Origin of the sequence: Leptospira gomenensis, from assembly GCF_004770155.1 — a bacterium.
Lineage (GTDB): Bacteria > Spirochaetota > Leptospiria > Leptospirales > Leptospiraceae > Leptospira > Leptospira gomenensis.
The window spans coordinates 168,822-182,261 of the sequence record NZ_RQFA01000010.1; the positions used below are offsets into that span (position 1 = coordinate 168,822).

The 13,440-nt window shown below is 49.1% G+C and carries 9 protein-coding genes; 6 read left to right on the forward strand and 3 right to left on the reverse strand.

All coding sequences use genetic code 11. The features are described 5' to 3' along the window. Window positions 1-167 precede the first annotated feature (167 nt). Window positions 168-368 (reverse strand): hypothetical protein, encoded by a 201-nt coding sequence (locus EHQ17_RS19695; RefSeq protein ID WP_167882471.1) that lies wholly within the window; start codon window positions 366-368, stop codon window positions 168-170. Between the two features lie 168 nt (window positions 369-536). Here EHQ17_RS19695 and EHQ17_RS01995 point away from each other — a divergent pair, with 168 nt between their 5' ends. From EHQ17_RS01995 to EHQ17_RS19700, 4 genes are all read left to right on the forward strand, one after another. Continuing rightward, complete coding sequence (locus EHQ17_RS01995; RefSeq protein ID WP_135743156.1) at window positions 537-2,213, forward strand: RHS repeat-associated core domain-containing protein; 1,677 nt, start codon at window positions 537-539, stop codon at window positions 2,211-2,213. A gap of 1 nt (window position 2,214) precedes the next feature. Beyond that, window positions 2,215-2,820: a hypothetical protein gene (locus tag EHQ17_RS02000; RefSeq protein WP_135594984.1), complete on the forward strand. Its 606-nt coding sequence runs from the start codon at window positions 2,215-2,217 to the stop codon at window positions 2,818-2,820. Between the two features lie 577 nt (window positions 2,821-3,397). Then, window positions 3,398-3,757 (forward strand): hypothetical protein, encoded by a 360-nt coding sequence (locus EHQ17_RS02005; protein ID WP_135594986.1) that lies wholly within the window; start codon window positions 3,398-3,400, stop codon window positions 3,755-3,757. Then, window positions 3,750-3,908: a hypothetical protein gene (locus EHQ17_RS19700; protein WP_167881114.1), complete on the forward strand. Its 159-nt coding sequence runs from the start codon at window positions 3,750-3,752 to the stop codon at window positions 3,906-3,908. Before EHQ17_RS02005 ends, EHQ17_RS19700 begins: the two co-directional genes overlap by 8 nt. Window positions 3,909-4,675: 767 nt before the next feature. Here EHQ17_RS19700 and EHQ17_RS02010 read toward each other — a convergent pair. After that, window positions 4,676-7,933 carry a hypothetical protein gene (locus EHQ17_RS02010; protein ID WP_135594988.1) on the reverse strand — a complete coding sequence of 1,086 codons (3,258 nt, stop codon included), beginning with the start codon at window positions 7,931-7,933 and terminating at the stop codon, window positions 4,676-4,678. Between the two features lie 515 nt (window positions 7,934-8,448). On the opposite strand from EHQ17_RS02010, the gene EHQ17_RS02015 reads away from it, so the two are divergent. Both EHQ17_RS02015 and EHQ17_RS02020 read left to right on the forward strand, forming a co-directional pair. Then, a complete protein-coding gene (locus EHQ17_RS02015) occupies window positions 8,449-10,299 on the forward strand; it encodes a hypothetical protein (protein WP_135594990.1) in 1,851 nt (616 codons plus the stop codon). Further along, a complete protein-coding gene (locus EHQ17_RS02020) occupies window positions 10,281-10,748 on the forward strand; it encodes a hypothetical protein (protein ID WP_135594992.1) in 468 nt (155 codons plus the stop codon). Before EHQ17_RS02015 ends, EHQ17_RS02020 begins: the two co-directional genes overlap by 19 nt. A 3-nt stretch (window positions 10,749-10,751) precedes the next feature. Here the strand turns inward: EHQ17_RS02020 and EHQ17_RS02025 are convergent, their stop codons facing one another. Beyond that, window positions 10,752-13,184 (reverse strand): hypothetical protein, encoded by a 2,433-nt coding sequence (locus EHQ17_RS02025; RefSeq protein ID WP_135594994.1) that lies wholly within the window; start codon window positions 13,182-13,184, stop codon window positions 10,752-10,754. Window positions 13,185-13,440 lie beyond the last annotated feature (256 nt).

The window sequence follows — 13,440 nt, forward strand, 5'->3', positions numbered from 1 at the left end:
ATACCAATAACTTGACCGAAGCGGAGAGCCCGCCCCGCGTAGCGGGAACGCCCGAAGGAGACAAAACGTTTACGTACGGAGACAGCGTTCCTCGCAATGCAGTAACCCACGTGTCCAGCCCGGGTTATGTAGGAGACTACGGGTATGACGCTTCTGGTAATATGATCTCACGAAACGGAAGCGTGCTTGTGTATGATGGATTTCAGAAGTTGAAACGGATGGTGACAACGGAGCAGGGCACGATCGACTACGGCTATGATTTTACGGGAACGCGTATCAAGAAGACGAAGAGCGTGGATGGCTCGAAAGTGATCAGCTTGGGAGGATTGTATGAGATATCGTATCAACCTGGGTTTCCGGTTCAACATACCCTTTCCTTTTATGGAGCAGGGGGAGAGAGATTGGGTCAGTGGTCGAGCACGACTGCTGTATTGCGGAATGAAGTAAGTAACACAGGATCGATTTGGAGAATCCGGGATTGGAACTCGGAGAATTTCCAAGAGTGGAAGACATCGTTGTTAGGTGCGAGCAACGGAATGTATTACAAAACGATTCACCAGGCGTTGGAGATCCGAACGTATCTTCGCTCGGAACCGATGTCTGTCTTGTATTTAGTTTCCATTTTACTTTTATTAGGAATTTGTTTAGCGCTTTTACAAACAGGAACGTTTTTGCATGCGATTCAAACACAACTGTTCACACCGTTGACTTTAATGGCAATGCTTACGTTAGTAACGAATTGCAATGGCTTTTTACCAAATGAAGACGGAGAGGCACCTTGGGCGATGGCACCGTTGTTGATTCCCCCGGGGACACCGAGTGTGATCGGAACACCGGCAAGTCCGGGAAGTGGAGTGCCGACACCGGGAACACCGATTACGGGATTTCTGTTTTTCATCAACGATCATCTTGGGTCCGTAACGATGGCGTTAGACGGACAGGGGAATCGGATTGGAGGAGGAGAGTGGGGCGGCGTGTCACGAGTTGCTTACAAACCATATGGGGAAATCAACCGCTCCGACTCGGGAGGACCGGATGTATTTCGATACAAATACACGGGCCAAGAAGAAGACAGAGAGACGGGATTGTATTACTACAAATCAAGATACTATGATCCAATGATTGGAAGATTCACGCAAGCGGATTCGATCTTCGATGCATCCCGTCCGAACTCGCAAGACTTGTATATGTATGTGGAAGGAAATCCGATCAACCATACGGATCCGAGTGGTCACAGCGTGAGTTGGGGAGCGATTGCGGCGATGGCTTTGCCGATGTTTACGTTACCTGCGATTGCGGCTGCTGCTGTAATCGGAGCGGTTGTTGCGACTGCGGCGATTTTGGCGTTTACTGCTGCGCTTGGTGCTGTTTCGATGATCGCGGCTGTGGCTGCGGCGGGAGTGATTGGTGTTGGTATTGCGGTTCTTGGTCTTTCGAGTTATATCGGTACGACGTTGGCTGCGAGTTCTTTGTTCGTGATTCCTGCTGCTGTTGCGACCGTGGGTTTTGCTGCGAGCACGGCGATGATGGTTGTGAGTAGTGCGGGTGTGACGTTGTTGGCTGCGGGTGCTGTTGCGTTAGGTGCTGCTACGTTTGCTCTGATGCAGGTTGGAGCTGTTGGTATGGGGGCGACTGTGTTAGCAGCGTTGGCGGGGAGTACTTTAATTTACACTGTGATTGGTATGGCTGCAATTCCCGTATCGATTGCAATTGTGATTGGAATACCGATTGTGACGACGGCTGTTGCGACTGCGGCTTTTGCGTTGGGCCATGTTTTAACCCCGTTGACAACACAAGCGTATATAGCCGGCGGTTATTCTAAATCGAGTTGGAACAAAATTCGTTGGGACGAGAAGGCCGCAAGAAAGTGGGCTTGTTATGCTTCGTTCGGGCAGATGGCGGCTGTAACAGCTTATGCGATAATTTATGGCTTACCTGGATTAGGAGTTGGAGCAAATGCAGCGGGTGGGTCTGCCCACACTCTTACTAAACCTTTTATTGGATCTTTATTAGCTAACGAGATTCCATTTGTTGGATTGGCTTTTAAAGACGTATTACTATTTCAAACGATAGTCTCATTTCATTATTATCTACTGACGGGAAATTTTGAACAAGCCATTTACGCATTTGGAGATTTAGTTAGTCCAATTCCAGTAAGTACTCCTGTTCAAGCTGGAAAATTTGTTGGGAAAACATGTGAAGGAGACTTATGATATGAAAAAAAATACTAAATATTTTTTGTTTATACTTTTGCATTTAATTTTTCTCAATTGTTGGGGAGGAATAATTTATTGGAAACACTTCGCACATGAATATCCAGATAAAACTGGGACTTATATTATTTTTTCGGTACCAAGTAAATTTATGTTTGAAGATCAAAAGTTTGATATTTCGAAATTCGATGGCAGATTATATTACGAAGATAAAGAGAGATTATTTAGTCCTTTAATATTGATAAACCCAGTACGCAATTTTGACTTTTTTCAGCAATGGTATGGCGGAAACCAATTTTTATTTTTTGCAAATTGCATATATAAAATTTCTGTTCCAGCCGGGGAAAGTTCATATGAATTTGAGTTTGATTTTGGTAAGGAAACTTATGGTTCATTAAGGAAAAAAATATTAATTCCCTCTGATCATAGTGTAATTTTGAAATTTAATCCAAAAGTAGTTGAGGTGCCATTTATACATCCCTTTGATCAAGCCTCAGGAAATAGAAATGCCGAACCGATAATCAAAAAATGGAAAATTGTTGAAATAGATTTCGATATTTATCCATCTTCACAAGTTAAATTAGATTCGGAATGTTTGAATAGGTAATTATCTAATTGTTGAGGTAAAAGAATTAGAAATCACTGCGACCGTAGAACCAAACCCGGAGCCAGACATAGACAAACCGTGTGAAATCCCGGAGCCAAAGTAAAACCATTTCCGCGTAAGGGATCGATGCGTGGTCAAGTTATTGCACCAAAGATGAAAGCGGCGACTAACGTTGAAATATACCAATAACTTGACCGAAGCGGAGAGCCCGACCCGCGCAGCGGGAACGCCCAAAGGAGATGGAGCAGTCTGGTTCTATGATCGATATAAATTTATAAAATTATAATTTACTAAATATGTTTCTAAGGTAATTCGAAAGTAGAGGCGTATTTTTGTTCGTAGCAATTTTTGTCAAACCACTCACGGCCACTTCAAGTTGGCTTGAATATAAATTGTGTTTCGATTATTTTTTCCTTTAATTCGAACGGATCGATAGGAAGACGATTTTTCGTGCAAGCGAGTCGGGTTCTTTTGTTGATTGATTCGGAAGTAAGGACGTCGTTTCAAAACTGTCGTCTGGGCGGATCCGTTTTTCTTCTATATCTTCGTTTTAATATCTTTCCTAAAGGATCTTTTTATGGAAGTGAATCTAATCTACTTTCTCATCCTGAAACTTACACACGTCGCTTGCGGGATTTTTTGGGTGGGAGCGGCCGTTATGACGGCGGTATTCATGCAGCCCGCAGCGAAATCGTTGGGTCCGGACGGAGGCAAGTTTATGCAACAACTCGCTAAAACCAATTCGTATCCCTTCGTGCTCAATGCGGCTTCCACGTTAACCGTCGCTTCCGGCTTTCTGTTGTATTGGAAAATATCGGACGGTTTTCGGTCGGAATGGATATTCTCCAAATACGGAATCCTACTGTGGATGGGCGGAATTTTCGCGTTAGTCGCCTATTGCATCGGTTTTACGATCACTCGTCCCTCGAATGAATGAACTCGGCGCGACCCTCCAGCGGGAAGGTCCGTCTCCGGAGCTCCTCTCCCGAATGTCTATATTAGGAAATCGGATTACTCGGAGCACTCGGTCCGTCGCGTCTTTGATCGGAACCAGCATTTTGATCATGGAAATGGCTCGTTATGTTTGACGTTTCGATCGATACGCTCCGTTCGTTTTTTCCTTTTCGAAAACGAATTGGAAAAACGAAGGATTGAAAAATTATGTTCGAGTGGAACGAAAGGGGAGCAGTAGTTCCTTCCGCTTTGAACCGATTCTTTCGGGACCAACGTATTGTTTTTAGCCGTAGTCTGATTTTTGTTTTTTTTCGATTCGTTGTTTTTGTTTGCGGGTTTGGGAAACCTAGGAAGATTCGGTGATCACACGGACGTTTATCGATCGATTCAAACTACGATCGCGAAGGTAGATTCGGTTTAAAATAAAAGCGCTTCCGGTCCACGATTTGGACGAGGATACGAAAAAGAAAATCCGCGCTCCTATCGTTTGAATGTGTACTGGTATAAGAAACATATCCTCGGTCAATTTTCGAACACCTCCTTCCCGATCGATATGATTGGAAGGGAAAAATCCGTTCGACGTAAAAAGATTCGGTCGAGCAAGGGACGGTTTCTTTCAAGAAAATTGCGAATATGTTTTTCCGGCTCCGGTGGGAAACACAGATACGAATTCAAATTTTTCAATCATGGGGGAAAACGCCCGCAACGAAAGCGGGCCATTTTTCCAAAAAGTCAATCTACCTCCCGATCATTCGATCCGTTTAAACGTCATTCGCTCTGAACCCTCGTATCCGCTTCCGACGAATTGGCTGCACAAAATGGAGAACGGGAATCGGCCGGAATACGAGATCGTAGTTACCGTGAAGCCGAATCCCGTCGAGGGAAGGGAGAAACTTTGTTCTCAGTGACGCGGCGTCTGTTCTTTTACGATATGAATCATGAAGTTGTCCATACCCGTCAACACGGCGTTCCAACCGGCCCAAAGCGAAAGTGGGAAACCTTGTCCCGCCAGGAACGGTCCTCCGTACAGCCCTTGTACGATCGAGTTGTTTCCTCCCGCGTTTCTTCCCGAACCTCCGGATCCACCACCGTAGAACGCGAACCAACGAGCATGGCCGTCGGAGGAAAGTTGTGCGATCATCGTATTTCTGCTCGAACCGCTAAAAGCTACCGCCGGAGAGATTCCTTCCAAATCGGAGAACGCAACGTCCGCGGCGGCCGTAAGCCAATACGTATTGTCCCCGTGTGTGATTCCCGTCTTACCCGCTAAGCCCGTTTCTGCCCGAGGACAGGTAAACCAGTTTACGTGTCCGTTGGAATCGAATTCCAATACAAGCGAGAGATTGTTCGTAGCGGGACGCAGACAAGGGAGAATCGGCGTTTTCCCTTCCAGAGTATTGAGTGTGCCGAATTTGATTCGTCCGGCTATACCCACGCCGCTAAGTCCGTTCGGACTGGGTGTGATCGATTCCAAATACGTGTCGTTCGCCACGCTGTCCGTACTTCCGATCCAGTTAAACCAAAGCGGATATCCGTCCGAACTCAACTTTACGATTCTTGCATCTTTTGCAGTCGAGCTTGCGGGAGGGAAGACGGGATTCGTCAGTCCGACGGGAGCGGGTCCGTTACCGACTACGTAGATTCCGTCCGAACCGTTCTGCGTCATCGCCGCCGCGCTTCCGTTCATAAACGTATACCAGACGGGAGTTGCAACGGGACTTGCACTGATTCTATATTTGATCGTAAGAATGTTGTTGGATCCGGCGGTAAACGGTTGCAGAGGAGCGTCTCCTAAGGAAACGTTCTGACTCACGTTGCCGGTTAGAATCAATTCGTATTTTCCTTGCGGATCTTCGACGGGTCGAGAGATGTTCACGACGTTATCGTCGCCCGCTCCCCCGATGTAGGTCCACCAAACGATTCTACCCAAGGCACAACTACTGACGGTGCAAGGACTTTGCGGAGAAAGTTTCATCAGAAACATGTCGGTTCCGCCGGAATACGCGCGGAGAGGAGCGACGTAGTCGAGCGAATAAGGGGCCAACAGTTCGTTCGTGTTGCCAGCGATCAAAATCCCCCCGTCTACGTCCCTTTCTATGTCCACGATTTCTATGACCGCATTGGTGTTGAATACGTCGTTCGGAGTGAGAAGTCGTACGGCTCCGCTCGAATAATTTCCGATCGTTCCCCATTGGGCCACACGCTGCAGTAAACCAGTACGAAATCCTCCGGTTCCTCCGGACTCCGGAGTCACCGGTGTTTTAGAACTTCCGGCGACCAAAAAACTTCCGTCTTCAAGTGCGCAAGTCGCCAGTTGTTTCACCTCTACCATATTACTCGGTATGTATTGTGCTCCGCCGTGAAACGTTTCGTTTCCGATCGGAGGAGGAGTAGGTAGCACCTGATTACAACGTAACGCGTTGAAGGAAGTCATCGCCGCTCCCGGAATCAGATTGGCGACGAAAGTCCATGTGCGCGGATAAACAAACGGAGATACGGGAGCTCTTCCCGCCCAAAGAGGAATGTTTCCGTTGGGAAATCCGCCCACGGCGATTCCGCCGTATAAGGTTTGTGCGATGACGTCGTTTGATCCGTCGTACGGAAAGTTAGTGACACTTCCGCCATTCGTGGAGCGTCCGTAAAACGCGAAGAAGTTTACGTTTCCGCTCCCGTCCAGACGTGTGATCATCGTCTCAGCGGTGTTAGACGGAGAATGCGGAATCGCGGGATTGATTCCCTGAAGGGAATCGATCGGCGCGTAAGCCTTACCCGTCACCAAATAACCCGCGTCCCGGTTGAAGGTTACGGCTAACGTGTCGGAGTGCACGTAGTTGCCGCCTTGAAGACAGGTGATCCATTCCGCTCGAAGATCGGCCTTTAACTTTACCACGACGGGAGTCGGCTGATTGAACGCTCCGGGTTTACACTGTGTGATCGGGTTTTGACCGTCCAGACTTGCGACCGTTCCTCCGACGATCTTTCCCGCAAGAACGACTCCTCCGTCATCTACCGCGCTTTGTGAAATTCCGCGTAACTCCATATCTCCCGGTCCGGTCGGATAACCCGGACCGAAGGGTGCACCCGGTCCGCCTACGTACGTATAGGCGATCGGTACGAGGTCCGTGGATAACTTCACGATTCGTACGTCGTCGCTTCCGGGAAGCGGAGGGAAGGCGGGAGAGGATAATCCTTGCGGGGAAGGTCCTTTTCCCGTAATAAAATATGAGTCGATTCCTTTGGCGATACCCTGTGAGGAGCCGTTGAGAAAGGTCATCGCAGCGCCGAACCTGTCTTCACCCGTCCAAACCACGGTTGCGACTACCGCGTTGGGTCCGGGACCGGAATACGGATTGATTACGACTCCGTTGGTCGGTATGGGTTGATCGGAATTTCCGGTCAATAGATGGGCTTGAAAATCCGTGATCGTAAGGCCGGTCGCTTGATCGTTTCCGGGACCTCCGAAAAAGGACCACCACTTGACGGAGCCGTTCGGTGTTATTGCGATGAGCAACATATCGTTCGCGCCTCCGGCATAACTTCTTTGCGGAGCGATTCCGTCGAGGCCTAGATTGGGATCGATCGTACCGTCCGCGTGTCCGAGTATGAGCAACCCTCCTTCCTCGTCTCGTTCCATCGCGATCAGATCGATCTTATTCGCTTGGTTCGTTTGTACGTTATAGGAACCGATTTCCTTTAACCACGACACTTTGCCGTTCGGTCCGAGTTTTGCGATCATTCCGGTTCCGGCTCTATTGTCCGATTTTCTGCCTTGTCCGGCGAGAAAAAGACTTCCGTCTTCCGTCGCACATAGCGCGTGTACGTTTTCCATGGCCCGATCCGTCGCGTCCGGTCGTTTGACGTAGGTGTGATACGAAGCGCTGTACGGAGGATTGGAACCGCCGAATTGATTACAACTGTATGATCCCGTTCTGGGAGCGACATACCGAGAAAGCACGTTATGCGTCGTTAGCGCGTCCCGTTTGAAAGGAGCGGGCGCGAGTCCGCTTAACACCTCGATGAAAGAATCTTTCGATTGCTCCCGTTGGTTGCAGGTCGGGAAAATAAGTATAAGGCTCGCTAAAACTAAGAACGATCCGATGTGTACACCGGTTTGTTTACGTTCCGAAGTTCCATACGAGTTCGGTTTGGTTTTGATCATCCTGTCGATCCTCCTGGCGCTACCAACAGAGGCGTTTGGGTTTTTCCCGTGTTTTTTCGGTGTCGGAAATGAAATTCCTCTCATTGGGAATGAAATCTGCTTTATGGGGAATAAAACCATTTTCGATCCGATTTTTTCGATAGAAAGGTCTGAGTATTTTATAATTTTTTAATATTCTTATGTTTATTCTTGTGTTTTCGTTTCGTTTCTTGCCTTTTTGCGCGTTTACGCGTTAGGGATCGAAGCGGGGTCAAGTTATTGTTTTCTCTTCGAAGCGGCGTATAACGTGCGATGCGTCAATAACTTGACCGGAGCCGAGAGCCCGCCCCGCGCAGCGGGAACGCCCGGGGTTTCGCAGTATCGATAGATAATTCGAGAGTAACGCGCGTTTGGCGGTAAATTTCGAGCGGATAAACGTGACAAACGGGATAGTTTTGCTTTCGGTAAAGTCACGAATGGGACATGGCTTTTTTTCGGGAAGCGTGTGAGACTATGGACTCAAGGAGTTGTACATCATGGATCTTTCCCATCTATTGCTTTCTTTGAGAGTCAATCTGGCGGTTTTCAGAAGTATTTTCTTTCTGATCATTCTCGTTATCTTTTCCACTTGTAATTTCGATTCGAATCGTTTCGACGATAGAAAGCCGTCGGTTCTTTCGGGAGCTTGTTCCGGCCCGGGTTGCGGCTCCGACGGGACCAAGTCGATTCTGGATTCTTTCGTTTCGGTTTTAGGGTTTAAGGTCGGTGAAAGTAATCTGGCTATAGGAGACGCGGATCCGAAAGCCTGCAATCAGAGGGAAGACTTTTTTCATACGGAACAACCTCTTCTTTATACTTTCCTGAGCAGCGGTTTCGGTGAAATCGACTTTTTCGTCCAAGGAATCACCGCCTTGTGTATCGCAGACGTTCCCGATTCCGGAAGTACGGAATACGTCCTTACCAGTCAGGAACTTCCCGCTTTTCCGGGCGCCGGTCCGAACATCATGATCCAAAGGGTGAACCGTTTCGGTCATTTGGTGAAAAGCAGATTGATTTCCGGAGTCGGCACACAAACGGTAATCGCCATCGAACGCGACGTTACGGGTGACGGTGGTTTTATCATCGCCGGCACTTCGGACGCGGACATCCCCGAAATCGACGGGATCTCACCTATTCTGCGTTATGCGGGAGGCGTGGACGGTATCGTTGTTAAACTCAATCGCAACTTCGACGTACAGTGGTACACGTTTTTGGGCGGATCCGGAAACGAAAACCTAAGAGGTCTGATGCAGACTTCCTGGTACGGTTATATCTTGGTGGGAGACGGAAATTCGGACGTCACTCTAGGAGACATCAAACCGGTTCAGCTTCACTCCGATCCGATTCAAACCACAAACACGGACGGTTGGGTGGTATCGCTCAAGTTCGACGGCACGGTCGGTTGGCACACGTTTTTGGGCGGAGCTTATCCGGATACTTTTTATACGGTTTCGAGAGAATTCAATAGTACGAGTAACAAGTTCATCGTCGCAGGTATCGCCGGCGGCGAGATTCCCAAAATCGGAGAAATTTATACGAAGGTAAAACATTCTCCCGGAGTCAACGACGACGCTTTTTTCGCACAGTTGGATTGGGGAGGAAATCTGATCTGGTTTTCGCAATTCGGAAGCACGGGTCAGGAAAGAATTTTCGCGAGTGCGATGGGAAGCGGTAGCGAACTCAACGCTCCCGACCAAACCTACCTCGTGGGAGAATTGGCCCAGGGTTCGCTTCCTTTCGGAAATTCCTCCCTCCCTCCGGGACCCGGCAGTACCGAAAGTTTGGCTTGCAGCGATCTCACCGGTTCGGAAGCTCTGATTATGGCCGTTAACAATCACGACGGAGATCCTATGTGGTACACCTGCGTGGGAACTCCTCGCAAATTGGATCGTGCGACTTCCGTCGTGAGCAATCGATTCGGAACCTCCTTTATGGTCGCCGCGCTGATGCAGGAGAACGTCCCCGAACTCGTCAAAGACCAATGGACCACCTTACTTCCCGCGGTCCAACATTCGAACGTAAACACGAATACGAACGGTCAATTTTACTGCGACACGTTCATCGGAAATTTCAATCTCTACGGAAGAGTGGAGATGTATACTTTCTTCGGAAGTCCGTACGGTTGCGATTGGCCCATCGGAAACGACGCGATTGCGGATCATTTCGGTTCGGTCGCCTTAGGTGCGGTGGGAGCCGGTCCTTTGTATTCTTACGGTCCGGTATCGACTCCGCCCGTTCAACAATACGCCTTTCCGTATCGTAGAAATCTACTGATCAACTTGGACAGCAAGGTTCTTAAACCCTGCACGAAGGAACCGATCAACCCGGAATGCATCTCTATTTTCTGATGATTTTTTTCGCGGCTCTTCCGGCTTGGTTCCTCTCCACGTTGGAAGGTTGGATCACCGTCGATTGTACAAGGGCCGCGGTCTCTTCTCCTATGGAATGTACGGTGGGCGAACGTTTCGCTTTCTCGTCGCGTAATACACGTTATGCGACATGGAAGGCCCGTTCCGCCTCCTTACATCGACACGATCGACGGGGCAGCAGCGTTTCGTATCAGCTCGTACTTTCCACTGCTTCGGGAGAAGTTCCGGTTTTACGTTCCTCCACAGGCAGCGACAAAATCGAAAGAATCGCTCGCGATCTCAACGCGGCGATCGGGGCGGGTTCGACTCGATTTTCCGCGGAAGCGCCGCCAGATTCCCTTTTCTGGTTCGCTTCCTTTCTGGTATTCCTTTTCGCGGGCGTCGGCGCCTTGATCGCGTTAGTCGGTAAACGTTCCGGTAAATCCTAAACTTTACGGATTACAACTTCCGTCGAATTCGTAAGCGCCGATGGAAAATCCGTTGGAGCCGACGGGCACCGGATCGGGTGCGACGTTGATCGTTCTTCCTGCAAACGAGAAGTCGAATTGAGTCAAAAAGCCAGTGACCGCCGGAGGAGTTTGTCCTCCGAAAACAGAGTTACAACGCGACATCGTTCCGGGTTTGAATACGTTCCACGGGGCACTCGGGGTGACGTAGTTCGGATTGTGTCTAAAATTGGTTTGGCCTGCGTTCGTCAGAAACGTGGCGCATCCAGGAACGCTTTCGAGAGGAGCAGGTTCCGCGGCACAAAGCCCGAAGGAGCCGGTAGAGGTTCGTACGACGTCCGTACAACCGTCGAAATTATTTCCGCGAATGACCGAATTCCCTCCTACCGCGTTGGTCGTGTCGTAGTTGATACAATAACTTTGAACGGTCGCAAAACCGTTCGCGGAAATCTGGTTGTTGACCAACGTAACGTCGGTTAACGTAGCGTTCGCCTGTTGAATGATCCCCACGGATCTTTGGGTGCCGTCTCCGCCGTATATGGAGTTGTGCGCCAACACCAAATCGGGCGAATCCACTTCCAAGGCCATCACTCCGTAACTGTTCACGGCGTTTACGGGAGGGGAAGCGATGACGTGGTGGGATTGGATGAGGTTGTTCGTGATGTATACTAGTTGCGTGGCGGAGCGAACCAGATTGGAAATCCAAATGCCGACGGAAGCGTCGTTTGGGCTGACTCCCGAATGGGAACCTCCGCTGATCGCGTTGTTCGTAATGATCGCGTTTGTGTTGTTGGACAGAAGGATTCCCGCGGACATTGAATTGCCGCTTCCTCCCAAGATGTAATTTCCAAGGATATGAACCCTCGGAATCCCGATGGCCGTGATTCCCGAATTGACGCAGAGAAAACAATAACCTCCGCTGGAAGTGGAACCTAAGATGGTATTCTCGGAAATCAAAATCCGATTTCCACCCACGTTGATCGTATCGAGCAGGATGCCCGCCGAATTACTGTTAAACGGATTCGTCAGAATCGTAAATCCTTTGATCACGATGTCGAAGTTGGTGTTCAAACCCACGGTGTTGAATATGGGGGAACAGGAGGAAGCGATTCCCGTATTACCGCAGGCTCCCGCCGGGATTCGATCGCGGATGGTGGTCGTAAACGTTCTAGGATCGCGGACGGTGAACGTGTTGTTGAATCCGCCGATCAGTTGTACCCCCGAAGTCAGTTGAATTCTTTGGAACATCGCGTTAACGTCGTACGTCCCTTGTGTAACGAGGACGGAACAAACCCCTCCCGGAATACATTGACTTGCTGCGTACGTTATGGAATTACACGCGGTGCCTATCGTCGCACAGGCTCCTACCGAGTTGAGTCCGGTCGGTGTAACGTATTTTATATTTCCCGGAGAAGCCACGGTAAACGTGGCGGGTCTTGAAATTTGGAACGGTCTTCCCGTTCCGTCTTCCAAACAACCGGAAAGTTGAATACATTGATTGGAACCTCCCGGCCAACTGACCGCCGGGGAAAGGGTCACTTGATTTCCGACCGTATTGATCGCTCCCACGGCGGCTTGAAGATCTACGTTGCAGGTAGAAGGAGGAGCCGGGGTGGGAGCGGCCAAAGCGCAACTTCCGGCTTGTACCGGTTTGGAAAAAGTAACCACGATGTTGTCCGAATCCAACAACGCCGTTTGGTTCGGAGGATTGGTGGAAAGAACGCTCAAACAATTCACATTCAACGTAACTGCCGCGTTGTTCACGGTTCCGTTCGGAGGAGGGACCGCTTCCACAAAACAAGTATGACCCGCCGGACTTCCGAGCACTCGGACCGAGTATGATCCTTGATCCGGCACTTGTGCGCTGAACGTATACGCACCGTCTGCGGTGACGTTCAACGTATCCACGGCGCCGTTTCGGATGGAAAGCGATCCGGTGGAAGGTACGGCGATTCCGAATACGTTTAGATTCAACGGAAAAAAGGAGGTCCCACAATTGATCTCCACGAGGTTGGCGTTTTGTGAGATCGTCCCGGTCGGATTGGTGATCGCACAGGTCTGCGCGGGTACGGTTACGGGTTGTGTAAGGATCGACACGGTGAAGTTGGAAAACTCAGTCATCTGAGTAGGGAAAGAGTATTCACCGTTAGACGAAATTGTGATGGTTTCCGAATCCTGATTTTGGACGGTTAAGGTTCCAGGATTGTTTAGACCCAATACCTTGACCTTTAAGGAAACGGAAACGGGATCGTTGAGGGAGGTTTTAGAAAAAAGGCGGAAGAATAATGAGCTTTCCGTAATGGAAACATTCTCCGGTCTCGGAACACAAAAGAGGAATCCTAAACATAAGAATAGAGTCAGCGGTCGGGTCAAACCCGCAAAAGCGAAACTCTTTTTGGAAAACCGGAACGATTCCATTCGGTTACCTCTCTGGTTATTTTATAAAACGAACACTTTCGGAACTTAGAAAAAAACGGAATGCGTTTTTGGGTTCGGTGTTTTATAGGCTCCAAAGTTTATTTCGAAAAAGTAATTTCAAGACGAAAGATTTCCCAGTCGTTTTGGCCGAGCTCTAACTTATAAAAATCGATGTCGGCATTTGAGAGCGGAAGAGGCGAGTGTTTCCCGTTTTTTGGCGCGAATTATAATCTATGCTCTATATTAAAAATATTGA

Excerpts from the sequence above, each read along its gene's own strand:
- EHQ17_RS19695 (WP_167882471.1), bottom strand. The coding sequence starts at position 368 with ATGTTGAACCGGAAACCCAGGTTGATACGATATCTCATACAATCCTCC.
- EHQ17_RS02015 (WP_135594990.1), top strand. The coding sequence starts at position 8,449 with ATGGATCTTTCCCATCTATTGCTTTCTTTGAGAGTCAATCTGGCGGTT.
- EHQ17_RS02005 (WP_135594986.1), top strand. The coding sequence starts at position 3,398 with ATGGAAGTGAATCTAATCTACTTTCTCATCCTGAAACTTACACACGTC.
- EHQ17_RS02000 (WP_135594984.1), top strand. The coding sequence starts at position 2,215 with ATGAAAAAAAATACTAAATATTTTTTGTTTATACTTTTGCATTTAATT.
- EHQ17_RS19700 (WP_167881114.1), top strand. The coding sequence starts at position 3,750 with ATGAATGAACTCGGCGCGACCCTCCAGCGGGAAGGTCCGTCTCCGGAG.
- EHQ17_RS02025 (WP_135594994.1), bottom strand. The coding sequence starts at position 13,184 with ATGGAATCGTTCCGGTTTTCCAAAAAGAGTTTCGCTTTTGCGGGTTTG.
- EHQ17_RS02020 (WP_135594992.1), top strand. The coding sequence starts at position 10,281 with ATGCATCTCTATTTTCTGATGATTTTTTTCGCGGCTCTTCCGGCTTGG.
- EHQ17_RS02010 (WP_135594988.1), bottom strand. The coding sequence starts at position 7,933 with ATGATCAAAACCAAACCGAACTCGTATGGAACTTCGGAACGTAAACAA.
- EHQ17_RS01995 (WP_135743156.1), top strand. The coding sequence starts at position 537 with ATGTATTACAAAACGATTCACCAGGCGTTGGAGATCCGAACGTATCTT.